21 protein-coding genes and 1 riboswitch are annotated in these 24,128 nt (G+C 42.6%); of the genes, 17 read left to right on the forward strand and 4 right to left on the reverse strand.

Annotated features, from left to right (window positions below):
* Positions 1-85: 85 nt before the first annotated feature.
* The 7 genes from D4N35_RS05615 to D4N35_RS05645 all read left to right on the forward strand — a co-directional run bounded on the left by D4N35_RS05615 (position 86) and on the right by D4N35_RS05645 (position 7,480).
* Positions 86-1,402, forward strand: a complete 1,317-nt coding sequence (locus D4N35_RS05615) for a flavin monoamine oxidase family protein (RefSeq protein WP_120071279.1) — start codon at positions 86-88, stop codon at positions 1,400-1,402.
* A gap of 85 nt (positions 1,403-1,487) precedes the next feature.
* Entirely contained in the window at positions 1,488-2,126 is a 639-nt protein-coding gene (locus D4N35_RS05620) for a GNAT family N-acetyltransferase (protein ID WP_120071281.1), read from the forward strand.
* 63 nt (positions 2,127-2,189) lie between these two features.
* Positions 2,190-3,551 carry an APC family permease gene (locus D4N35_RS05625; RefSeq protein ID WP_235870300.1) on the forward strand — a complete coding sequence of 454 codons (1,362 nt, stop codon included), beginning with the start codon at positions 2,190-2,192 and terminating at the stop codon, positions 3,549-3,551.
* Positions 3,552-3,694: 143 nt separating this feature from the next.
* The gene (locus D4N35_RS05630; protein WP_120071283.1) at positions 3,695-4,165 is read left to right on the forward strand and encodes a DUF2935 domain-containing protein; all 471 of its coding nucleotides are present in this window, start codon (positions 3,695-3,697) and stop codon (positions 4,163-4,165) included.
* A 172-nt stretch (positions 4,166-4,337) separates the two neighbouring features.
* Positions 4,338-5,255: a DMT family transporter gene (locus tag D4N35_RS05635; RefSeq protein ID WP_120071285.1), complete on the forward strand. Its 918-nt coding sequence runs from the start codon at positions 4,338-4,340 to the stop codon at positions 5,253-5,255.
* Between the two features lie 202 nt (positions 5,256-5,457).
* Positions 5,458-6,420, forward strand: a complete 963-nt coding sequence (locus D4N35_RS05640; RefSeq protein WP_120071287.1) for a 2-hydroxyacid dehydrogenase — start codon at positions 5,458-5,460, stop codon at positions 6,418-6,420.
* A gap of 232 nt (positions 6,421-6,652) precedes the next feature.
* Positions 6,653-7,480, forward strand: a complete 828-nt coding sequence (locus tag D4N35_RS05645; protein ID WP_235870301.1) for an STAS domain-containing protein — start codon at positions 6,653-6,655, stop codon at positions 7,478-7,480.
* Between the two features lie 34 nt (positions 7,481-7,514).
* Here the strand turns inward: D4N35_RS05645 and D4N35_RS05650 are convergent, their stop codons facing one another.
* Positions 7,515-8,003 carry a QueT transporter family protein gene (locus D4N35_RS05650; RefSeq protein WP_120071289.1) on the reverse strand — a complete coding sequence of 163 codons (489 nt, stop codon included), beginning with the start codon at positions 8,001-8,003 and terminating at the stop codon, positions 7,515-7,517.
* Between the two features lie 7 nt (positions 8,004-8,010).
* A riboswitch (PreQ1 riboswitch) is annotated at positions 8,011-8,055 on the reverse strand.
* A 141-nt stretch (positions 8,056-8,196) separates the two neighbouring features.
* Here D4N35_RS05650 and D4N35_RS05655 point away from each other — a divergent pair.
* Entirely contained in the window at positions 8,197-9,444 is a 1,248-nt protein-coding gene (locus tag D4N35_RS05655; RefSeq protein ID WP_120071291.1) for an MFS transporter, read from the forward strand.
* A 180-nt stretch (positions 9,445-9,624) separates the two neighbouring features.
* Positions 9,625-9,834, forward strand: a complete 210-nt coding sequence (locus D4N35_RS05660; RefSeq protein WP_120071293.1) for a Fur-regulated basic protein FbpA — start codon at positions 9,625-9,627, stop codon at positions 9,832-9,834.
* Positions 9,835-10,046: 212 nt separating this feature from the next.
* Here the strand turns inward: D4N35_RS05660 and D4N35_RS05665 are convergent, their stop codons facing one another.
* A complete protein-coding gene (locus D4N35_RS05665) occupies positions 10,047-11,516 on the reverse strand; it encodes an alanine/glycine:cation symporter family protein (RefSeq protein WP_120071295.1) in 1,470 nt (489 codons plus the stop codon).
* A 309-nt stretch (positions 11,517-11,825) separates the two neighbouring features.
* Positions 11,826-13,162 (reverse strand): IS3 family transposase gene (locus D4N35_RS05670; RefSeq protein WP_235870302.1). Its coding sequence is split into 2 segments (ribosomal slippage): positions 11,826-12,790 and positions 12,790-13,162, totalling 1,338 coding nucleotides; the frame shifts between segments, so codons are not numbered across the junction.
* Between the two features lie 255 nt (positions 13,163-13,417).
* Between D4N35_RS05670 and D4N35_RS05675 the strand changes: the two genes are divergently transcribed.
* Entirely contained in the window at positions 13,418-13,528 is a 111-nt protein-coding gene (locus D4N35_RS05675) for a DUF2332 family protein (RefSeq protein ID WP_120071297.1), read from the forward strand.
* A 67-nt stretch (positions 13,529-13,595) separates the two neighbouring features.
* Here the strand turns inward: D4N35_RS05675 and D4N35_RS05680 are convergent, their stop codons facing one another.
* On the reverse strand, positions 13,596-13,820 hold the full coding sequence (locus D4N35_RS05680) for a hypothetical protein (RefSeq protein ID WP_120071300.1): 225 nt from the start codon (positions 13,818-13,820) through the stop codon (positions 13,596-13,598).
* Between the two features lie 230 nt (positions 13,821-14,050).
* Between D4N35_RS05680 and D4N35_RS05685 the strand changes: the two genes are divergently transcribed.
* The 7 genes from D4N35_RS05685 (at position 14,051) to D4N35_RS05715 (ending at position 24,096) form a co-directional block, all read left to right on the forward strand.
* On the forward strand, positions 14,051-15,706 hold the full coding sequence (locus D4N35_RS05685) for an AMP-binding protein (protein ID WP_120071302.1): 1,656 nt from the start codon (positions 14,051-14,053) through the stop codon (positions 15,704-15,706).
* Positions 15,707-16,486: 780 nt separating this feature from the next.
* Positions 16,487-17,860 carry an NAD(P)-dependent oxidoreductase gene (locus D4N35_RS05690; protein ID WP_120071306.1) on the forward strand — a complete coding sequence of 458 codons (1,374 nt, stop codon included), beginning with the start codon at positions 16,487-16,489 and terminating at the stop codon, positions 17,858-17,860.
* A gap of 30 nt (positions 17,861-17,890) precedes the next feature.
* Entirely contained in the window at positions 17,891-19,159 is a 1,269-nt protein-coding gene (preA, locus tag D4N35_RS05695; protein ID WP_120071308.1) for an NAD-dependent dihydropyrimidine dehydrogenase subunit PreA, read from the forward strand.
* Between the two features lie 80 nt (positions 19,160-19,239).
* The gene (hydA, locus tag D4N35_RS05700) at positions 19,240-20,667 is read left to right on the forward strand and encodes a dihydropyrimidinase (protein WP_120071310.1); all 1,428 of its coding nucleotides are present in this window, start codon (positions 19,240-19,242) and stop codon (positions 20,665-20,667) included.
* A 73-nt stretch (positions 20,668-20,740) separates the two neighbouring features.
* Positions 20,741-22,210, forward strand: a complete 1,470-nt coding sequence (locus tag D4N35_RS05705; protein WP_120071313.1) for an NCS1 family transporter — start codon at positions 20,741-20,743, stop codon at positions 22,208-22,210.
* 29 nt (positions 22,211-22,239) lie between these two features.
* A complete protein-coding gene (locus D4N35_RS05710) occupies positions 22,240-22,464 on the forward strand; it encodes a hypothetical protein (RefSeq protein ID WP_120071315.1) in 225 nt (74 codons plus the stop codon).
* A 390-nt stretch (positions 22,465-22,854) separates the two neighbouring features.
* Complete coding sequence (locus tag D4N35_RS05715; RefSeq protein ID WP_120071419.1) at positions 22,855-24,096, forward strand: Zn-dependent hydrolase; 1,242 nt, start codon at positions 22,855-22,857, stop codon at positions 24,094-24,096.
* Positions 24,097-24,128: the final 32 nt, after the last annotated feature.

Here is a 24,128-nt window from a genome sequence, read left to right on the forward strand (position 1 = left end):
GGGTTAACTGTGAATATTTAACTATCATTGTAACATAGGCAGGTTCAATTAAATGGAATCGTGATTTTTCATGGAGGTTTTATCAATGCAAAAACAAAATCAAACAACAGACTTTGATGTCATTATTGTAGGGGGCGGTTTTGCTGGTCTTACTGCAGCACGGGAGTTGAATATGCTGGGCCGCAAGGTCCTGCTGCTGGAAGGGAAGGATCGATTGGGAGGCCGCACTTGGACAGATCACCGATTAGGCTGCGATCTTGAGATGGGTGGCACCTATGTTCACTGGTATCACCCGCATACATGGGCGGAAATTTCCCGTTATGGATTGGAAATTAGTGAGGCTCCAGGGGCCAAAGAGGCGTATTGGATCACTGACGGACAGGCGTATTCCGGAACTCCCGCTGAATTGAATTCTATCGTTAAAGAAAGCTTTGAATACTTTTTAACGAAAGCCTATGAATATCTACCTCAGCCGTTCAATCCATTGCAATCCTCTTCATTCACGGAGATGGACGGAAAGTCAGTTTATGATTTCTTGAATGACTTTTCTTTTACAAATGAGCAAAAAGACTTTTTAAGCAGTTTGCTTGCGATTGATTTCAATGGAGATCCAAAAGAAGGGGCCATTACCCAGATGTTCCGCTGGTGGGCTTTTTCCGGCGGTAACCGCTATGTTTTTGCGGATACGGTGGCAAGATACAAAATTAAAACAGGGACAAAGTCTTTGGTTGAAGCGATTGCATCAGATGTGAAGGCAGAAATAAAAATGTCCGCTATTGTGGATTCCGTTGAAAGCGGTAACGGTTCGGTCCGGGTAACGACCCGAGACGGAGAGTCTTACCGTGCGACAGCAGCCATTGTTACGGCACCGCTTTCAACTTTGGACAAAATTGATTTTCAACCGCCGCTGTCAAAAACCAAGCGGGCTTTTATGCAAGAAAAGCAGGTGGCCAAGGGAATTAAAGTATGGGCGCGCATCAAAGGAAAGGTCGAACCGTTTGTTTCCTATGCGCCCGAAGGGTACCCGCTGAATTCCGTTCATTTGGACAATTATGTTGATGGAGACAGCATCATCGTGGGATTCGGCTCTGATGCCGGGCGTTTGGATGCGAATGACCCGAAGGCAGTGGAAGCGGCATTAAGGCATTGGCGTACAGATCTGGAGGTCATTGATAGTACCGGACATGATTGGGCGGCGGATGAACTGGCACAGGAAACATGGCCAATGCTGAAACCGAATCAATTGACCAACTATATAGAGGAAATGAAACGCCCGGAACAGGGAGTGTTTTTGGCCGGGACAACCTACGCCAATGGATGGGGCGGCTTTATTGACGGCGCTATCGAAAATGCAATCAAAACAAGCCGAAAAGTCCATGAATACCTTGGCGATTGTAAGTAAATCGGGGGCCTGACCCTCTTTAATGTGCTAAAGAGGGTCTGACCCCCGATCGACTAATCCGTTGCAAAGAAAGGGGAATACGCGCATGGCAGCTATAAGTCATCGAGAAGTGAATATTCAAAATATTGGACCTAATGATATCGAGGAAGTTGTTGAGCTTTCAAAAATCGTCTACGATCCAGGTATTGCCTACGAAAGAGACCATTTGGAGAGCCAATTGGACATTTTTCCTCAAGGTCAATTATGTATCAGGTATAAAGGCAAGGTGGTAGCTGGCTGTTCAAGCTTGATGATAAACATTGAAGATTATGGTGAGAGCCACTCTTTCGATGAAATCACAGATGAAGGTTATATACGCAATCATGATCCAAATGGGTTAACTCTGTATGGCTTTGATGTGACCGTTCATCCTGATTTCAGAGGGATGCACCTAGGTCGGAGGTTGTATGATGCGCGCAGGGATATATGCCGGAACTTGAATTTGAAGAATATCATGTTTGGCGGCAGAATCCCCCATTTTTATAAATATGCTGACAAACTATCAGTCAATGATTATATTGATCAAGTGGTGGAAGGGGGAATTTACGACCCGGTGCTTACCTTTCAATTGAAAAACGGTTTTACCGTTAAAACGGTCATGGAAAACTACCTTCCCGATGATAAAGAATCCCTGTCCTATGGAACATTGATGGAGTGGAAAAACGATCAATATGTTTCCAAATAGATTAATAACATGGAAGAAGGAAGCGGCTGCTGCCGCTCCTTTGCTTAAAGGAGAAAGAGCTTATTGGCATCAAATGATTTTTCCCTGAAAAGGACGCTGAAGCTGAGACACATTGTTATCCTTGGACTGGCATATATGTCACCTTATGCCATTTTCGATACATTCGGCATCATTACCGAATTGACCGATGGACATGTCCCGGCTTCTTATATACTTGTCATGATTGCGGTGCTCTTCACAGTCTTCAGTTATAGAAAAATGGCCCGTGTATATCCTACGTCAGGTTCGGCCTATACGTATACAAAAAAGACGATGAGTTCAGGATTAGGATTCCTTATCGGATGGATTGTGCTATTAGACTATCTTTTTCTTCCAATGATTAACGCAATGTTCACTAAGATTTATCTTTCGGCCGTCTTTCCTTCCGTTCCGGGATGGATCTGGATTGTGGGTATGATCATCCTTATAACAGGCATGAATGTTGCCGGTGTAAAAGTGGCGGTTTCTGCAAACATGCTGATGGTTGCCTTCCAATTCCTGATTGCAGCCATTTTCGTTATCTTGACACTCAGAACAACCATTACGGGGGAAGTGGGATACTTCTCATTGGATCCGTTCTACTCCGTATCAATGGACTTTTCTACCGTTTTCGCGGGGGCATCCATATTAATGCTTTCTTTCCTCGGATTTGATGCGGTCACGACTTTATCCGACGAGACGGAAAATCCAAAAAAAGATATTCCGCGAGCTATTTTTCTAGTTGCTTTCCTTGGCGGTATTTTCTTCTTGGCTGTTTCATATATTATGCAAAGTCTGTTCCCGGATTTATCTGCACTTGCTGTAGTTTCGCCGGATCTTGAAGAAGCGTCGCCAAACATTGCCCTTTATATAGGGGGAACATTATTTCAAGCGATTTTCCTTGCTGGGGCTTTAACAGCGTGTATCGCATCTGGATTAGCAGGACAAACAAGCGGTTCCCGGTTACTCTATGCCATGGGAAGGGACGGCGTATTAACTAAAAAGATATTCGGGTTTGTTCATCCGCGGTATGCGACGCCTGTCTATAACGTTATCTTGACTGGATTATTGGCATGTTCCGCATTGTTTCTCAGCCTTCATGCAGCGACATCTTTGATTAATTTTGGAGCTTTTACCGCCTTTTCCTTTGTAAATTTGTCGGTGATCTTTTACTTCTTACGGGTCAAAAAAGACAAAACTTATACAGTTGGTTCTGTAATCGGTTACATGATTGTTCCGTTTATAGGTTTCCTGTTTAATGCCTATTTGTGGCTCAATCTTGACTCTTCGGCTATGACGCTTGGGCTCTGCTGGTCCGCCGCGGGTCTCGCTTACCTGATTTATCTTACGAAAGGGTTTACAAAGGCTCCGCCTGAAATTGATTTTAGCGAATCGGAGGCGAGCTGATTGAAGAGGCTGAAGTGGGCAGGCGGCCCCTTTTTAGCCCAACATAGGAAAACAAGAAGCTTGCCGTGCCCTCGAGAGGCTATTATCATATCCTTGTCCCCCTGGCCATATATTTAAAATAGATTGATGATGGGGGGAGACAAATGCAGTTTTATTATGGGCATCAGATGCCGCTGCGGATTTTGGATGAGGCCGAGTTCTGGAAACACCAGGAAGAGGAACATACAGTCGTTATTAGGGAATTGGTAACCGGGTTGGAAAAGGAATATGTTGACGCCTTGCACGAGTGGGAAAAAGCATTGGCAAAGACCCATCAGCAGGTGGTCAGTTTTATAGAAACGGTCATTCGATCCAATTATTATCTTCATTACCAGCTCTATCAGCAGGTCATGCAGCTTATCTCTTTTTGCCTTGAGGAAAGTGAACGGTTTATCGAATTGTGCAGACAGATTAAAGATGAGAGCAAGGTTGTCAGTAAAAACCAGACAGCGAAGGTGGTCATTGTTCATATCATCCGTGAATCTGAATATTTCATAGGGATCGCAAGAGCACTTCTCTCTCAAAGTTACGGGCAAAGTTACGGGAACATGGCGGTTCCTCCGCAGCAAAGCTAAGGGCTCCTTGATCAGGAGGCTCTTTTTTTTAAAACACTTAGCCGAGCCTCTGGAGTCACTGCTCATCAAGCAGGCTCTGTTCCCAAGATTACTTTAAGTTGGTCATGGGAGGTCCAAACCATGATATGATAAAGTAAAGGAAGGGAGATTGTCATTAAAAGGAGAGCCCCATATGTACGCATACATCATCATGATTTTTGTAGTGATCTTTTATGCCGGAAATATCCTGGTAGGCAAAGCCATCAATGAGCTTCCGCCTTTGACAATGTCGTTTTTCAGGCTGCTAATAGCATTCGTACTTTTGCTTCCCGTCGGCTTTCGAAGTGCTTGGACGCAGCGGTCAACCTTTTGGGAATATAAAAAGCCGTTGCTAGTCATGACTTTTACGGGTATTTGCTTTTTTAATGTCTTTTTGTACGGTGCCTTGCAATTTACGAGCACTACCAAAGTATCTGTGCTGGAAGCAGTAATTCCTGTTGTGACGGTTTTGTTAAGCTCCTTTTTGTTAAAAGAAAAATTGGGAGGCACACAATGGACAGGCATTCTTTTATCTTTGGCCGGCGCAGTTTGGGTAATTATGGATGGCAAGGTCCTGCAGCTGGCGGGCAGTGGCTGGAATATGGGAGATGCCATCATGCTCGGAGCCATTATAACGTGGTCTGTCTACTCTATAGCTGTTAAACAATACATGCACCTATTTCCAGATTATGGAGCGGTGATGGTGATGTCGGGCATTTCGGTTATCGCTTTGTTTCCTGCCGTATTATTGGAGTGGTACTTTATAGGAGTACCATCATTAAACGGCCTTAATGTGGCGGGGCTCTTCTACTTGGGGGCTTTCCCGTCGGTTGTTGCATTGGTCCTGTATAATCGGGGAGTAGATCTTCTCGGCCCGTCAAGAGCATCTGTATTTTTGAATTTTCTTCCTGTTGCCACGATGGCCGGTGCCTATCTGTTACTTGGGGAATCCATTTCGATCAAGCAGGTGTTGGGGGCTTTGGTTGTTATATGCGGTGTCATTTTGACAACCCGCCCTTCCCGGCAGCCGCTGGCGGAAAAAGTTAATTTGAATGAGGGAAAGTGCTCGTAGTTGGATTGCAGCCGGTTACCGGATTTTTTTCGGTTATCCTCAATATGATTCCTCCTGCAGTAAATGCTTTCGTCGGCAGATGCATGATCTGGAAACATCCATATTTGGGGGGTTGCCTCTATTGTCATTTTCCCTTTGAAAGCGGTACAATGAGAGACGTGTAAACGATTCAGAATATACTGCAGCAGAGGAGGAACCGGCAATGAAACCGAAAGTTTACGTGTCCCAGCCAATATGCCAGGAAGCAAGAGATTATTTGGCACAGTATTGCGATTTTAAGGTATGGGAGCAGGGGGAACCAATTAAAAGGGAGGAACTTTTAAAGAAAATTGCGGATGTGGACGGGTTGATCACATCTGGAAGAAGAATCACGGAAAACCTTTTGAATCACGCGCCCAAACTGAAAGTGGTCAGCAATTTGTCCGTAGGATACAATAACTTTGATCTGGAAGTGATGAAAAAGCGGAATGTGATTGGAACCAATACACCGGGGGTATTGGATGAAACGGTAGCAGACCTTGCTTTTGGGCTTATTTTGGCTTCAGCGAGACGGATAGCAGAACTGGACCAATTTGTAAAAGCAGGCAAATGGGATCAGGCTTCAGGCGACGATCCATTTATTGGAATAGATGTACATAGTGCAACGCTCGGCATTATCGGCATGGGAAGAATTGGTGAGGCGATTGCAAGGAGAGGGAAGCTTGGATTTAATATGGATGTCCTTTACTACAACCGGAATCGTAAGCCCGAAGCGGAGGAAGAGCTGGGAGTGGAGTACAGGGACTTGGAGTCACTTTTAAAACAATCCGATTTTGTGTTGTTGATGACGCCGCTTACTCCGGAAACAGAGGGGATGATCGGTGAGAAAGAGTTCAAGCTCATGAAAAAGTCAGCCATTTTCATCAATGTGTCACGCGGCCAGACAATTGACGAGCAGGCTCTTATTCAGGCGCTTGAAAAAAAGGAAATTTATGGCGCTGCCTTGGATGTATTCGAGCAGGAGCCGGTAAACAAGGATAATCCGCTTTTAAAAATGCCGAATGTGGTGACAACTCCACACATTGGGTCGGCCACCAGGAAAACTACTGATGCCATGGCCATGAAGGCCGCTAAAAACATGGTGGCTGCATTAACAGGGGAAGAGCCTGAGAATCGGGTAGTATAAGGGAAGTGAGAGCAGGATCCAAACAAAAGGATACCCTGCTCTTTCTATTTTACCTGGACATTATGGGTCGGGATAAATTACGAATTCGGCTCCTTTGAAGGAAAGTGCGAATCCCCAAGTTGAACCAGTTTACCGTTAGTAGGGATTTTGATACGATAGAAGCGGATGAATTCATTTCAAATTTTCAGTGATCTTTTATAATTCCAATTCTATTATAAGTGGGTGATGTTTTTTGGATATTGTCTACAAACCAAATATGAGTTTGAAAGATTTTTTTAAACAAAATAAAGACTCGTTTGAAGAAAGATTGTTACAAGAAGCTGTAACTGTACGCGATAAAATAGAAGAGATACGGATAATCGGAAATATTAATCTATTGGATAATGCACATAAACTTGTCATGTATGTAATAGAGGAACGTGAAAAGGAGCTGGTAGACTTTGCCGCCCAGGAAGGGAAGGCCTGGGCCATGCATTCTTTGACACTGGCTTTCAAATTGGAATGGGTGCAGGCGATTCGGCGGACACTATGGGCTTTTCTCCACTTTTATGACAGCAAAAGCGGAGAAGTCGATCATGTAGAGAGGTTTTACCCCCTGGAAAAATCCATCAACCAGGGAGTTGATCAGTTTCTGAACACCTTCTTCCTCAGCTATTCCAAGTATAAAGATGAATTGATTGAAGCTCAAAGAGAGATCGTTGAAAATCTTTCCGTACCGATCATACCGATTAATTCAACCATCTGCGTTCTTCCTTTAATTGGTGAAATTGATGAGTCAAGGGCCTTAAGAGTAGAAGAGAAGGCGTTGAAGGAAATTTCCAAGCTGAGAATTCGGACATTGATAGTGGATTTGTCGGGAGTCGCCAATATGGAGCCGGAGGTCATTGACCGGTTCTTAAAAATTATCGATGGCATCAAATTGATGGGATGTGAAGCCGTTCTGACAGGCCTTCACCCTATCATTGTGAGAAAAATGATCAATCTCGGCGTTTCTTTCGGAAACAGAGCCATCATGAAAGGGACTTTGCAGCTGGCGTTAAAAGATTATTTGACTGAATGAAATAAGCTGCCGTTCATTGAAACGGCAGCTTTCCTTATGATATAAGCCGGTCAAAGCGGATTCGCTTGTTCAAGTAATAGACAACAGGGGCGCCCGCAGCCATGACAACAAATTCGCCGACAGCTACCGTAAACCATGTGAGGAAAAACGGAAAGCCAAGAGCCAATTTTAACTCGAAGGCAATGATGAACATTGTAAAAGTGAAAACGATGGTATTAAAAACCATTCTTGGCCAAATATTTTTAATGAACTTGGCTGAGGCGATTGTGATCAAAAGGGCGATTCCCGACTGGGCTACACCAAAAACAAGGTCATATACGCCAAGCGGCGAAAAAAGTAAATTCGTTAAAAATACCCCGATGACAATTCCGAAAATGTATTTTTTGTTAAAGACAACCAAATGGTTGAACATTTCCGAAACCCGGAACTGGATATTTGTGAAGCCGAATGGCTGCACAAAAAAAGAAACGGCAATGTACAATGCTGCTAAAATGCCGTTTACAGCAAGCGTTCTGATCTTCATGATGAATCTCTCCCTAGTTTTTTTTCGTGGGATGGTCTCGAACCACGTCTTACCTAGCCTATCATACCAGTGTTTGCATACGTTTGTAAAACATGTGTAAAGTGTTTTACATTATTTTAAATGTTTTTTCTTCATCTTGTTTTCGAATTATTAAAGGATGATATCAGAGTTGCAATTTGGGGGGTTTCCTATAATGAAAAACTTGAAAGACTGGAAAGATCCAGCAATATTACTCTCATCAATTGGGATTTCGAGTATTGGAGACTTCATTTATCTGGTTTCAATTAACATTATTGTGTATCAACTTACGGGATCTGCAGCAGCAGTAGCTGGACTATGGATAATCGGACCATTAACAAATATTGTAACGAAGTTTTGGACAGGAAGCTTTATTGATTATCGAAGCAAGAGAAGGGTAATGATCGTAACGTACATACTAAGAGCTGTGTTCATCTGCTTAATTCCATTCGCACCAAACATGACAGTAATCTATGTGATTCTTATTGTTTTGAGTGCCGCAAAAGCGTTTTTTAATCCGTCATCAATGACCTATGTTGCCATTCTTGTTCCAAAAGAAAAAAGAAAGCGTTTTAATTCAATTCGTTCATTTGCGGATTCTGGAGCGTTTATCATCGGGCCTGCAATTGGGGGATCGCTAATCCTATTAACTTCCATCGAAGCTACGCTATGGATGAATGCAATATTCTTTGTAATCTCAGCCATAATGTTATTATTTCTTCCTGAAAAAGAAAACATTGATAAAAAAACGATTCCAGCATTAACTTTTTCACAAGTGATTAGTGACTTTACGGTTGTACAAAAATTCATTTCCAGTAATAAATATGTGTCTTTTATTTACCTTGGTTTCATTATGATCATGATTTTTTCATTTGCCATGGATGCGCAAGAAGTAGTTTTCACACAACAAGTGATCGGTCTTTCTGAATTTGATTACAGCTTATTAATTAGTATTACAGGAATCGGATCTGTTATGGGCGCTGCTTTATTGTCGTTATTTTCAAATAAGCTATCGCTTCGTTATATGATTGTGATCGGTCTGAATATGATGACGGTTGGTTATGTAATTTACGCATTTTCTTGGTCTTTTACATCGATTGTAGTCGGATTTGTCCTCTTGGGGTTCTTTAATACATTCCTAAACGCAGGGATCATGACCTTCTACCAAAACAATGTACCTGTAGATGTGATGGGAAGAGTAACTAGCATTTTTCAACTTATCCAAAGTGCAATTCAAGTTGTATTTATTCTGGCGATTGGTATTACAGCAGATTTGGTTTCCTTGCGGCTAACCATTGTTGTTTTGGCACTTTTCATGTTGATATCGGCTATAATATTTTCAATTTCAGTATTGGGTGCAAATAAAAAATCATTTTATCGTGAAGGCGAGAATAATGAGGAATTAAATATAACAATAAAATAAAACTCTTGAACCCAGCAGCCCCTTGCAGAATTATCTGGAGTTCCAAAATCAACAATAGGCAGATGTGCAAAATATGCTAAAGAAATTTTAATTCATAGTTGACTTATAGGGATTATATGTTTTAATGTATGTATAAGATATAGATCGGATTAAGTTCATCAATGAGAGGAGAGAAGACGGTTGAGCCAATTAACACAGACAGTTGAAAACAGGCGGAAAGAATTGATTGATAAACTTGTAATTATGGGAGTATACAAGCATGGGGAAAAACATCTTTTTGAATTATCATTAAGGGAATTAGAGTATAAATATCGTAGAGTTAAATCAAACTGCCATCCACACAGTCAAACGGGTTCCATTCGTTGGGTGGGAAAAAAGATTAACGTATAGTGAGTGTGTTTTTGTTGAGCGCCCACGCTGGACGCTCAACAAAAAAAGGGGTGTCCAGAAAGTCATTTTTTTGACTTTTGGACCTCCCTTTTCATATTCTAAAAACCTTGATATATCAGCATTTTTAATTATTGAGTATTAGGGGATTTCCACTTTTTCGAACAGCCCCTTTTCTAATTAAGTGTGATTTCCAAACGGATGCCCGTTTCACATTATGAAATGTTCTTTTCTTTCTCTTTTGTTTTTTCATACCCATTTACCCAGAAATCAGCATTCTTAATTCCATATTTAGATGAATTGAATTCTGGATCTTTACCTTGCTTGAGCTGCTCTTCGTAATCCTTTAAAGCAATATTCGCTGGTTTAAATAACAATAGAATCGCGATTAAGTTCAGCCATACCATAATTCCGAGTCCGATATCGGCCATTGCCCATGCTGTTGTTGCGGTTTTTACTGCCCCATAGAAAATGGCAGCCAAAAAGATGATTTTAATGGCAACAAAAGCAAAGCCCCTGATTTTACCACGTAACAAGTATGCAAGGTTTGTTTCTGAAATATAGTAATAAGCATAAATGGTTGTAAAGGCAAATAAGAATATGGCAATGGCAACAAATCCCGAACCGAATCCCGGGAGAAGCGTATCAACGGCCGCTTGGGTGTAGCCGGCTCCCGGTTCGACTCCTGCAATGTTTTCAGTTATGAGTTCACCGGTTTTTTCATTTATGACATTGTATTGATTTGTAAACAAAATCATCAATGCAGTCGCTGTAACAACCAAGAATACATCCAAATAAATGGAAAACGCCTGTACAAGCCCTTGCTTTGCCGGATGGGATACCTCGGCAGCTCCTGCATGGTGAGCACCGGTACCCTGTCCGGCTTCATTCGCATAAAGACCGCGTTTTACTCCCCACATAACGGCTGAGCCAATAATGCCGCCAAACAATTCTTCAGAGCCAAAAGCGCTTTTAAAAATGAGCCCAAATACCGCCGGAATATTTTCAAAATTAATCATTATGATTGCAAGTGCAATTAACACATAACCGGCTGCCATAAAAGGCACGATAATTTCAGCAGTTCTAGCGATACGCTTAACACCGCCAAATATAGTAAAACCAACAAGTGCAATAACGATTAAACCAGTGATGGTATGGTTAACGCCAAAAGCATTATGAACGCTGTCTGCAATTGCATTAGCCTGTATCCCCGGCATTAAAACAGCCATAGCGAGCAGTGTTGCCACCGCGAAAACAACAGCAAACCATTTCCATCCAAGCCCCTTTTCTATATAGAAGGCAGGACCACCCCGATACTGTCCATCCTGCTTTTCCTTATAGATTTGAGCAAGAGTCGACTCCACATAAGCCGAGGCTGCGCCGATAAAGGTTATGACCCACATCCAAAATACGGCACCTGGCCCTCCATAAGCAATACCTGTTGCGGTTCCTGCGATATTTCCTACTCCGATACGGCCTGATAAAGACATTGCCAATGCCTGGAACGAAGAAACCCCCGCATCGGAACCCTTCCCTGAGAATATTAGTTTAACCATTTCCTTAAAGTGACGGATCTGCATGAATCTGGTGCGGAAACTAAAATATAAACCGCAAAAAACGATGAATGCAACCAATACAGGGCTCCACAGCCACCCGTTAACGGTATTTACAATTTGATCTAACACAAAAATCCCCCTTTTAAAGTTTATTTATTAGACGAATTTTAATAGAGACAAATTTCTGCAAGAATCAAATAATATTACTTGACTCTTGCAGTTTATGGAAAGCGCCCCTAAAAAAAGCCGAACTAAAGAAGTTCTGTACTCTACACAATTTTTAGACGAATTTCGATATGACAGTTTTTTGCAAAATAAGTAATATTACTATATTAATATACACGCAAGCGCTTACAAAAGAATTATATATCGGTTAAAAAAATAAAACAATACTTATTGCATAAACTGTACCCTTTGTAAAGGACAATCATAAAAAAGCTAGGCAGACTTAAGAAGGTGATCTCTGTATTGAATAGGGGTCATCTTTTTTAGGTTCCATTGATATCTGTAACGGTTATAGTAAATCATGTATTCCTTAATTTCTTGTTTGAGTTCCTCAAGTGTTTCACATGGCTTGATATACGCCTCATCCTTGAAATGGCCAAAAAAGGACTCCTGCGGGGCGTTGTCCCAACAATTTCCTCTCCTGGACATAGATTGGCCCAATCCCATTTGCCTTACCCTTTTCTGATATTTCGGACTTGTGTAATGACCACCCTGGTCGGAGTGGATAAATGCACCTTTAACTACCTTGAATCTTCGATTCCGCTTCAGGTTTTTTAGCGTATCTGTAGCGATATCAAGGGTGACACGGTCTGAAACCTGGTAGGCCAGAATTTCATTTGTCGAAGCATCTTTAATTGTTGATAAATAAGCCTTTTTCCCATTTCCATAAAACAGATAGGTAATATCAGTAAGCAGGACTTTAAACGGTGTTTCCTGCTTGAATTCCCTGTTTAGGAGATTCGGTAAAACCTTATGTTCTTGTGTGGCTTTCATAATGCGTTTGTACGGATTTGCCTTGCGGATAGGGCAGAGGATACCATATTTTTTCATGATCCTTCTAATACGTTTGAGGTTGTAGACAACATTAAATTGACCTGCCAAAGTCATCTTAATCTGGCGGGCTCCTTTCTTGCGGTTTTTGAATTTGAATGCCTTCAGTATGACATCTCGAAGGGCTTCGTCCTTCTTTTCGTTTTGTATTCTCTGTTTAGTGGCCTTCTCTGAAAAATAGTTATAGTAACCGGAACGAGAAACTCCGGTTACTGCACATAGATAGCTAACCATATTCTTAAGCCCGTATTTTTCAATGACAGAACGGATCAGTACATATTTTTGGTTGGGTGATAATATTATTTTTCCTTCCTTAGCCCCCTCTCGGCAAATCGTATCTTTTTTAACAGTTCGTTCTCGGCTTTCAATAGGTTTATCTCTGCGAGAAGCCTTGCATTTGTTTCTTCAGCTGTCAGCTCCCGTTCACGAGGTCTCCCGGAATTTCCAGCCCTGGTATCACGCAGCCCTAATATTCCATCTTTTTGGTAGCCATTCCGCCATCTATTTGATGCAGAATGAATGCGTTGTATTCCTACTACCTCTACATCAAACCCACAATCTTCAAAGATATGCTTTGGAAACTTTCCGGCTTCATATTGCTTTATAAAGATTTCCTTAAACTCATCCGTATAGGTAATCCCTTTAGGACTAACGGATTTTACATAAGGATTTTTGGATAACTCTTTTACCTCTGTCTCTGTGAATATTTTTTTACTCATAGGCTTGTTCTCCCGTTCCGTTTTCTTAAGTGTACACAAAAAGACCCTGTAGGGTAGTCTTTTTTAAGTGTCTACTCTACAGGGTACAGTTTAGCAAATCCTGTATTTTTTAATTTTATAGAGACATGTTCAAAAAAACTCTTATTCTTCATTAAAATATAGTACGTCCTGCTATAATTTTCGTTTTGGATTGGAGGATAACAATGGGAAATCAATTATTTCTGATCGATTTATAAACTCCTTTGCAATTAAAGAATGAAAACAAGTGCCGGGCTACATCTATTTTGGGATAAGTATTGTTACTCTTACGGAACTGGCGAGATTTACGGGAACCACAACTCGGATGTACATATAAAATCCGTATAAAAGGTGAAAGGATCTCATTTTTATTACCAACAGCCCTTCCCAATTCGGGAAAGGGCTGTTCGTAAAATCAACTTTTATCCAATGCGTCCCCGCGCAGCAACTTCTCGAATTCTTCCATGTCCTTATTTTTTGTTTTGGACAGTTGGAAAGGATTTTGCTCCCTTGCTTCATTATCGATGAATACACCCGTTTGCGGACTTTCCGTTGCCGTCGGGTCGTTGATCACACTTTCATATTTTCCGTCGGAGTGGGGAGTGGCGTTTGAATGGACATCTTCGGTTTTTCTTGGCACAAAATCATCTCCTTTTTTATATCTTTGGAAAAACGAAGGATTTTATGTGTCAAATATTCCAATGGTATTAGTCATTTGAAAACAACGCATTTAAAATTTTTCGAAAATATTGATTTTGCCGGCCGATCCCCTATATAATAAAACGTAAAATAAAGGAAATTATTTTGTAAGCGCTTTAATAAGGAGGGTGCTCGGAAACGGCCGCCAATAAAGATTTAAAGGAGGAAAGCATGCCTGATTTAATGAACAAAACCATTGGTCAGTTGTTGGAGGAGGTTGCCGGAAAATATCCAAATAACGATGCAGTTGTATTTCCCGGCCGGAATCTTCGTTATTCCTACGAAGCCTTTGATCGACATTGCCGGCAAGTGGCGAAAGGCTTGATGAAGCTCGGAATAGAAAAAGGGGACCATCTTGCCGTATGGACATCCAATCAGCCCGAATGGCTGTCCGCTCAGTTCGCTACAGGCAAAATGGGGGCCGTACTTGTTACGGTAAATACTAATTTTCAAACAAGTGAACTCGAATATCTGCTGTCCCATTCAGATGCCACAACACTTATTTTGATGGAATCATATAAAGGAACTTCGTATGTGGATATGCTATATACAATTGTTCCCGAACTCAAAACATCCGAGCCAGGAAAACTCCGGTCCGAATCATTGCCCTATTTGAGAAATGTCATCATTTTGGGGGAAAAGCGTTTTCCGGGAATGTTCCTATGGTCGGACATACTGAAACTTGGACTCGAAGAGGATGATCAAAAACTGGATAAAAGACAGTCGGAACTGCATCCGGATGATGTGATCAATATGCAGTACACTTCAGGAACAACAGGTTATCCCAAAGGAGTAATGCTCAGCCATTATAACCTGATCAATAATGCAAATAGCATTTCGGCCTGCATGAAATTAACTGAAAAAGATCGTTTGTGCATTCCGGTCCCTTTTTTTCACACATTCGGCTGTGTCCTTGGTACGCTGACAAGTGTGACGGCAGGCACGACAATGGTAGTCATAGAAGAATTTCATGCCAAACAAGTGCTGGAAGCGGTTGAAGCAGAAAAATGCACTGCCCTTCATGGTGTTCCAACGATGTTTATCGCAGAATTGAATCATCCTGATTTTGAAAAATATGATTTGAGTTCGCTGCGGACCGGAATAATGGCAGGCTCAACGTGCCCGATTGAAGTGATGAGGGCGGTAACAGATAAGATGGGGGCAAAAGAGATTACAATAGCCTACGGGCAAACAGAATCCTCTCCTGTCATCACACAGACAAGGACAAATGATCCACTGGATATCCGTGTTGCCACTGTTGGAAGGGCCTTGCCGAATGTGGAAGTGAAAATTGTTGAACCGGGGACGAATCGCGAAGTTCCCAGAAATGTGGAAGGGGAGCTGTGTACAAGAGGGTATCATGTGATGAAAGGATATTACAAAAACGAAAAAGAAACAGCGGAAGCAATCGATGCTGAAGGCTGGCTCCATACCGGAGATTTGGCGGTCATGGATGAAAATGGATACTGCCGGATTGTCGGCCGGCTCAAAGATATGATCATCAGGGGCGGTGAAAACATTTATCCCCGTGAAATCGAGGAATATTTCTACCAGCATCCGAAAGTGTTGGACGTTCAAGTAGTCGGTATTCCGGATGAATTTTTTGGTGAAGAGGTAATGGCCTGGGTGAAATTAAAGGAAAATCAAACAGCTTCAGAAGAGGAGATGAGAGAGTATTTCAAAAACAGAATTTCCCGTCAAAAAATTCCTCGGTACATTCAATTTTGTGAGGAATTTCCGATGACTGCATCCGGAAAAATTCAAAAATACAAGCTGCGTCAAAAGGGTATTGAATTAATGAAAGGCCCCAATGTGAAAAGCAGATAGAATTCCATCCCTATTCAACAACCTTTTTCACATGTTCATATTGAAAGGACGAAAAAGGGCTATGTCAAAGTTCTTAAATGTTTCCATTATGGGTTTAATTACTGTAATGATTCTTCTTTGCTTTATTATTCCGTTTATATTGTTTTGCGTGTTTATCTATTTCCTTCCAGAGGCCGGAACGCCATCTTTTATCTCAAAAGAAGAAGCTCCGTTATTGATACGTTGGCTAATCCCATGAGAATGTTATCCGGAATGGTAACCGTATTAATGCTACGAAATGTAAAAAGCTATGGAGGATATCTTACAATTAAAAGACAGCATCCTGCATTTTCAATTGAGTTTAAAGCCATAAGGCTTTTTTTTATTGAATTTAAATATATAGGATATGCAGATATTGTTTTTAATTGGAGAATTCTCGAGAATTCGGGCAAGCGGATGAATTTCTTTGGCAATTAAATTTTTCGGGCTAGATGTGGTACAAGATACATATTATTTAACTGGAAGAAAAACTTTGAAGACCTCTTTGCCGCTCAAGACGAAATAACTAATCGGAATGATGTATTTGTTACATAATATTCATTGATTAAATAATTCCAAATATTTATAATAGTAAATACAATATTATTTGGATAAGCCCGCTCATATGAATATCAGGGGGTGATTTTCCGGGTTTAGGTTGTGCAGACACAGATACGAAAAAAGATTGGGGCGGAAAAATGGAATACGGTTTTTTAAACAGCATTGATTTTCTTATACTGAAACCCTGAAGGAGGCTTATCATTGGAAAATTTATTACAAAATTTGTTGTCACCTGAGGAACTGGCGAAAAATTTTGAGGAGTCCAAGCCCAGTTTTAATGCACAGGAAGCGTTAGATGAAGCGAATCGCTGTCTCTATTGTTATGATGCACCCTGTATAAAAGCCTGCCCTACCGGAATCAATATTCCGGGTTTTATCAAGAAAATCGCATCGGGGAACTTAAAAGGATCTGCCAAAATGATCATGGAAGAAAACCCCATAGGAGCAAGCTGTGCCCGTGTTTGTCCGACCGAGGAATTGTGCGAAGGGGCGTGTGTACTGAACCATTCCACAACCCCCATTTTGATTGGTGATTTGCAGCGCTATGCCACTGATTGGGCTATCAAAAATGAACAGGTACTATTCAAAGCAGGGGAGAGGAACGGAAAGAAGATTGCCATTGTAGGCAGCGGTCCTGCCGGTCTGTCGGCGGCCCGGGAACTTGGACGGTTAGGGTATGAGGTGACGATATTTGAACGTAAACAGGAAGCCGGCGGCTTGGACACGCATGGAATTGTCCCATTTCGCCTTCCAAAAAATATATCCTTATGGGAAGTGCAGCAAGTAGAAAGCTTGGGGGTTTCAATTCGTACAAATATAGAAATCGGCAAAGACATTTCTGCGCGTGATCTAATAAAGGATTATGATGCTGTTTTACTTGCTGTGGGAATGTCGAAAGTTCCGATGCTTCAAATAGAAGGAGAAGATTTAATAGGCGTTTATGATGCAATCGATCTGATAGAGGAGACGAAGCATGAAAATTATCCATCCGAATTTGCCGGGAAACGTGTAGCTGTCATCGGGGCAGGGAATACGGCGATCGATGGTGCCACTACATCCATAAGGCTGGGGGCAGACAATGTCAAGATTCTTTATCGGAGAACACAAGCGGAAATGACGGCTTACGACTTTGAATATGAGTTCGCTAAACAAGATGGAGTTGAATTCAGATGGCTTACCGCACCCAAACGTCTCATCGGCGACAGCAGCGGCCGGTTGAAACAGATGGAGTGTGTCCGGATGGAGCTGAAAGAAACGGGAACCGACGGACGTCCGCGGCCGGTTGAAATAAAAGGGTCTGAATTTTTGATCGATGTTGACATAGTGGTGAAGGCAATTGGTCAGACGCGCCATCGTCGACTGATTGAGGAATTCGGTTTGGAACACCACGGTGGTGTGGTGAAGGTGGACAATGAAACATATCTCACCTCCAATCCAAAGGTATATGCTGCGGGTGATGTGATTTTTGGAAAAGGGCTGGGGGAAGCTATGGTAGTCACTGCTGCACAGCAGGGAAAAGAGACGGCATACGCCATACATCAGCAATTAAAAAAGCCTGTGAAAGAGAACGTGTAAAATTTCAATAGATAAGATGGGAGGATCAACATGGCTGATATAAGTATTCGTTTTGCTGGGATTCATTCTCCTAATCCATACTGGCTTGCATCCGCACCACCGACAAATACGGGGTACCAGGTACAGCGGGCATTCGAAGCCGGGTGGGGCGGGGCAGTATGGAAGACGCTTGGTGAGCCGATATTGAACGTGACCTCTCGTTTCGGTGCACATCACTTCAATGGCCGGCGGGTGGCCGGTTTTAGCAATATTGAATTAATCTCTGATCGGCCGATTGAGGATAACTTAAAAGAAATTTATGAAACGAAAAAGCTTTTTCCCGATCGTCCCATTATCGCTTCATTAATGGTTGAACCGAAGCGGGAAAAATGGCATGAAATCGTTAAAAGAGTTCAGGATGCAGGGGTCGATGGTTTTGAATTGAATCTCGGCTGCCCGCACGGAATGTCTGAAAGAGGGATGGGTTCGGCGGTTGGCCAGCATCCGGATTTGGTGGAAAAGACAACCCTGTATGCAAAGGAAGCGGCAGAAGTCCCGGTGATCACCAAATTAACACCGAATATTACAGATATCACTGCGACCGCAAGAGCTGCACAGCGGGGCGGAGCAGATGCAATCAGCATGATCAATACAATTAACAGTTTAATGGGGGTAGATTTGGATACATGGAATACGATCCCGAATGTGAATGGATTAGGGGCGCACGGAGGCTATAGCGGCCCGGCGGTAAAACCCATTGCCCTGAATATGATCGGAGAATGTGCCAGACAGACGGATATTACCATTCCAATTTCAGGGATAGGAGGCGTTTCAACCTGGCAAGACACCGTGGAGTTCATGCTCATGGGAGCCGGAGGTGTACAAATTTGTACAGCTGCCATGCATCACGGGTTCAGCATTATCGATGACTTGACAGAAGGGCTGAGTCATTATCTGGATGAGAAAGGGATTGCCTCTGTAAGTGACATCATCGGTGCCTCTGTAGAAAAATATACAGATTGGGGCAACCTGGATTTAAATCATAAGATAGTTGCCCGAATTAATAATGATATCTGTATTAATTGCAATAAGTGCCACATTGCCTGCGAAGATACTTCCCATCAGTGTATCGATATGCTGACAGATGAAAATGGCCATGATTACTTGAAGGTCAGGGAAGAAGATTGTGTCGGGTGTAACCTTTGCTCCATCGTTTGTCCGGTTGAAGGGGCAATCGACATGGTCGAACTTGTACCGACTGAACCGCCAATGTCATGGAATGAGCGCCAAGCGGCGCTGCAAATGCTCAATGCTGATTAGCTGCGCCATATGAAAAATGCAGATGGGCTATGGCGACATTCGTTTATATTTTTAAAAATACCGGGAGGGTCTGGGTAGCAATGAAAAAAATTATTAAAAATGGAACAATTGTAACTGCAACAGATATTTATTCCGCAGATGTTTTGATTGATGGTGAAAAAATTCAGGCTATCGGCCAAAATCTAAGCGATATATATGCAGAGGTGATTGATGCATCCGGCTGTTATGTTATGCCGGGAGGCATCGACCCGCATACGCATATGGATATGCCGTTTGGCGGAACTGTTACAGCGGATAACTTTGAAACTGGCACTATCGCTGCGGCACACGGCGGAACAACGACAATCATTGATTTTTGCTTGACGGAAAAAGGAAAATCATTAAAGAGCGCCTTGGAAAAATGGCATGCCAAATCAGCGGGAAAGGCCGCGATCGATTACGGATTTCACTTGCAGATTGCGGAAGCAAATGAAGAGGTATTTAAGGAAATGCCACAGATTATTGAAGAAGAAGGAGTTACTTCTTTTAAAATATTTATGGCGTACAAAGATGTATTGCAAGCTGATGATGAAACCCTTTTCCAGACATTGATCACGGCCAGGGAGCATGGTGGTTTGGTGATGGTTCATGCGGAAAATGGGGATGTGATTAACTATTTGACAATAGAAGCATTAAAAGAAGGAAACACGGAGCCCATCTACCATGCCTTAACCCGTCCGCCGGAACTGGAGGGAGAAGCTACCGGACGTGCTGCAAGGCTCACTGCGCTGGCTGACTCCCAATTGTATGTGGTCCATGTGACGTGTAAGGAAGCAGTTGAACAAATTGCCGAAGCACGCAGCAGGGGATATCGTGTTTTTGGGGAAACGTGCCCACAATATCTTGTTCTTGACCAAACTTATTTGGAAAAACCGGAATTTGAGGGAGCTAAATATGTATGGTCGCCGCCATTACGGGATCGTTCAAACCAGGAAATTTTATGGAATGCATTGAAAAGCGGGGAATTACAGACCGTCGGTTCTGACCATTGCTCTTTTAATTTCAGAGGCCAAAAGGAACTGGGGAAAAATGATTTTTCAAAGATACCTAACGGCGGCCCTTTTGTCGAGGACCGGTTTAGTGTCTTATTTTCAGAAGGTGTGAAAAAAGGCAGGATTTCACTTAACGAATTCGTCAATATCATTTCGACACAGGCAGCCAAGCTGTTTGGGCTGTTTCCAAGAAAGGGGACGATTGCACCGGGCAGTGATGCAGACATTGTTTTATTTGATCCGGAGGTTGAACGGACAATTTCTGTTGAAACCCATCATATGAATGTGGATTATAGTGCCCTTGAAGGGTTTAAGGTCATAGGAGAACCGATTACAGTGCTGTCGCGGGGGGATTTTGTAATTAAGGATAGACAGTTCGTGGGCAACCCCGGGAAAGGGAAATTTTTAAAATGCGGCAAATTCAACCACGATTCCCATAAGGAAACCGGTAAGGCGGAGGACTTAATAAACCGATGAAAAATTAAGGTGCAGGGCTGCTTTCAATCTTTAAATGAAGCAGCCTTGTCATACGAAAATGAGGGGATGGACGATGGGAAAGACGAATAATAACACCTCGTATCTAAAGTCGCCGGATTTGCTTCCAATTAGTTATGAAGGGCGGAAGATAGGGATCAGGGGCTTTTTTGCCATGTGGGTCGGGATGGCCATACTTTTGGCAACTTTTGATATTGGAGCTTCCGGAGTACGGAGCATTTCCTTGCCGTGGGTAGTGCTGGCTACTTTAATAGGATGTATTGCGATTGGTATTTTCATTTCCATAGTCGGTGATATCGGGGTTGAACATGGCTTGTCTTTTCCAGTCTATATGCGGGCGCCTTTTGGCACAGTTGGTACCCATATCCCCTCGATCACCCGGGCAGTTACAGCATCATTTTGGTTTGGGTTAAATACGTATTTCGGTTCAACCGCTATCAATTCCATCATCCATACAATCAATCCCGGATTTGATAACTGGCTGCTGTGTTATTTAATATTTGCCCTTGTCCAGCTGATCAATACCGCTTCAGGGATTAAATGGGTCGAACGCTTTGCAGACCTGGCTGCTCCAATTATCATTATTCTATCTTTAATTATTTATAATACCTTGACAGCAGATATCGCCGAACAGGGAAAAAGTGTATGGGCTTGGGCGGAAAGCCCGGTTACAGGGGGAGCTGCATTTACAGCATTCATTATCGTCATTTTTGCGAATATGGGCTTTTGGGCGACGCTCGGCTGCGATATACCGACAATATCCCGGTTTTTTAAAGCGCCGAGGAATGAACGGAATTGGTTTAAACGAAATAGAACAAATTTAATCGGCAGTTTAATTGCCCTGCCATTAACTCAGACATTTATGATTATGATTGGTGCTGCCGCCTTAATGGTGGCCGGTACTTCCAATCCGGTTACTGCTCTCCAGGAGACGGCCTCCGGCTGGATGTTGGCCATGCTGCTTTTAATGATTGTATTGACACAATGGTCAACGAATACAGCCGCTAATATTGTCCCGGCTGCTGCTGTATTTTCGAATGTGCTGGGACCCAAAGTGTCGAATGCGATTGCGGTGTTTATTGTCGGTATTGTCGGCACAGTTATTCAGCCATGGAGTGTGTATGAAATATTGACACAGGCACTCTTATTCATTGGAGCCATTTTGTCGGCGATAAGCGGGATCCTTATTGTAGATTACTATCTGTTGAGAAAAAGAAGAGTAAATGTGAAAGACCTCTACAGAAATAATGGGCAATATAAGTTTCATGGCGGAGTGAACGTTGTGGGTTTCATTGCTTGGGGGATGGGCGGTATCACAGCGATTCTATTAATGGACTTTTCGTTTGTTGTAGGCTTGGTTGTGGCCGGAGTTGTGTACTATGTACTGGCAAAATATTGGTATTTTAAAAAGTTTCCGCAGGCAGAAATAGAAGACCCGAGTGACGATAAATATCTTGGAATCACTGTTGGCCGCGATTGGAACATTGACGAAGATGAAGAAAGCCGGACAGAAGTGGTAGGGTAAACTTTTTTGATTGAAAGAGGGGGATATCATTGTCGAACTATGATGCTTTTCTTGAAGAGAAATTTAAAATTGACGATCTATTGAACAGAGGTTATACAATGATCGGTGCACGTGGAACGCTCGATGGGGATATTCTTGAATTTGAGAATAAAGGGAAAACCTCAGACAAGGAGACTGTTTTATTAAAAAATCCGGGCAGCCGGAAGTATTTCACAACACTATACATTAAGCAGCGAAAGAGATTGATAGAATAAAAGATTAACGGGCGTGCAGCGGCTATTCAAAAGGGGACTAAATAATAAGCGGTGAACGACAGGCCGGCTAAAGCGAATCCAAGCCTCAGCTATGGTGATTTGGGACTCCGTTTAAGCTAAAGGTAATAATTATCCTAAATGACCACCCAGTCGGTTGGAGCCAGTGCCCGCGCAATAGGCAAATCGTTAAACGCGGTCACTGGAGGGCGTCTCCAGTGCCCGTGCAAGAGACAAATCGTCAAACGCAGTCACTGGTCGGCGTCCCCAGTGCCCGTACAATAGGCAAAACGTCAAACACGGTTACTGGAGGGCGTCTCCTGTTCGCAGGAGGTGCCTTTGGATTTTTTTGAATTGTGTTGGGTCCAAACATTATGTGGAGGTGGCTTATATATGAAAAAACAAAAAGTGCTGATCAATGGGAATAGGCTAAAGGATACAATAGAAGAATTCGCCGATTTTGGCAGGACTGAAAAGAATGGGGTTACCCGATTGGCGCTATCTGATGCCGATGTTAAAGCAAGGGGGCATTTCCGAACCTTATGTGAACAGCTTGGCATGTCGGTAGTGTGGGATGATATGGGGAACATGTATGCAACACTGCCGGGAATTGATAATAATCAGCCTCCGGTGGTGATCGGATCCCATTTGGATTCGGTGAAAAAGGGAGGCCGGTTTGACGGCGCGCTTGGTGTGCTGGCCGGTCTTGAAGTTGTCAGGACGATAGTCGAAAATGGCATCAAGCCTAAGGTTCCTGTCGTCGTTGCTAATATTACGAACGAAGAAGGTGCGCGATTTGAACCTTCCTTGATGGCTTCCGGTGTTCTTTCCGGACGTTTTGATAAAGCATCCATGCTGAAGTCAACAGATGCTGATGGAATCACATTTGCAGAAGCCCTTAAACACAGCGGATATGAAGGAAAAGAAGAGAATCGTTTAAAAGAAGCGGCTGCTTTTTTGGAATTACATATTGAACAGGGGCCTGTTTTGGAAAGTGAGACCATTCAGATTGGTATAGTTGAGTGTGTTGTTGGCATGGTCTGTTATGAAATAGAAGTAATTGGAGAATCTGACCATGCAGGCACTACACCAATGTCGATGCGAAAAGATGCTTTATTTGCAGCTAATCATTTGATATCGGAAATACGCCGGAAAATGGATCAGTTAGATGATCAGCTCGTATACACGATTGGAAGAATGAATGTCAGCCCAAACATCCATACAGTTATACCCAATAAGGTTGTGTTCACTTTAGAGGCAAGACATCAGGATGAAAAAACAATACAGCTGGTGGAAGAAATTATTCAAGAGCTTCCGGATTCTTCCGGAAAAGAAAACTGCAAAGTGGCAACAACCAAATTATGGGATCGACATACGGTATGGTTTGATGAAAAAATTGTGAATTCATTGGAGCAATCGGCAAAAAGCCTCGGATATTCCTATAAGCGTATGGTAAGCGGCGCGGGCCATGATGCACAGTTTATCGCAACGTATATACCGACAGCGATGGTCTTTGTGCCCAGTGTAAACGGCAAAAGTCATGCCGAAGACGAGCTGACAGCGTGGGAAGACTGTGAAAACGGAGTGAATGTTATTTTGCAGACGGTTTTGGATTTAACAACGGATAAGGGCTAAATCCAAAATGTGTTGGGACGGATATCCATAGC

This window comes from Siminovitchia fortis (assembly GCF_003605365.2).
GTDB lineage: Bacteria > Bacillota > Bacilli > Bacillales > Bacillaceae_C > Siminovitchia > Siminovitchia fortis.

Bases quoted from the DNA above. Each gene is read 5' to 3' on its own strand.
- D4N35_RS05650 (WP_120071289.1), bottom strand. From the start codon at position 8,003: ATGAAGATCAGAACGCTTGCTGTAAACGGCATTTTAGCAGCATTGTAC.
- D4N35_RS05705 (WP_120071313.1), top strand. From the start codon at position 20,741: ATGGGAAAGACGAATAATAACACCTCGTATCTAAAGTCGCCGGATTTG.
- D4N35_RS05635 (WP_120071285.1), top strand. From the start codon at position 4,338: ATGTACGCATACATCATCATGATTTTTGTAGTGATCTTTTATGCCGGA.
- D4N35_RS05715 (WP_120071419.1), top strand. From the start codon at position 22,855: ATGAAAAAACAAAAAGTGCTGATCAATGGGAATAGGCTAAAGGATACA.
- D4N35_RS05685 (WP_120071302.1), top strand. From the start codon at position 14,051: ATGCCTGATTTAATGAACAAAACCATTGGTCAGTTGTTGGAGGAGGTT.
- D4N35_RS05620 (WP_120071281.1), top strand. From the start codon at position 1,488: ATGGCAGCTATAAGTCATCGAGAAGTGAATATTCAAAATATTGGACCT.
- D4N35_RS05630 (WP_120071283.1), top strand. From the start codon at position 3,695: ATGCAGTTTTATTATGGGCATCAGATGCCGCTGCGGATTTTGGATGAG.
- D4N35_RS05640 (WP_120071287.1), top strand. From the start codon at position 5,458: ATGAAACCGAAAGTTTACGTGTCCCAGCCAATATGCCAGGAAGCAAGA.
- preA (WP_120071308.1), top strand. From the start codon at position 17,891: ATGGCTGATATAAGTATTCGTTTTGCTGGGATTCATTCTCCTAATCCA.
- hydA (WP_120071310.1), top strand. From the start codon at position 19,240: ATGAAAAAAATTATTAAAAATGGAACAATTGTAACTGCAACAGATATT.
- D4N35_RS05675 (WP_120071297.1), top strand. From the start codon at position 13,418: ATGAAAACAAGTGCCGGGCTACATCTATTTTGGGATAAGTATTGTTAC.
- D4N35_RS05615 (WP_120071279.1), top strand. From the start codon at position 86: ATGCAAAAACAAAATCAAACAACAGACTTTGATGTCATTATTGTAGGG.
- D4N35_RS05655 (WP_120071291.1), top strand. From the start codon at position 8,197: ATGAAAAACTTGAAAGACTGGAAAGATCCAGCAATATTACTCTCATCA.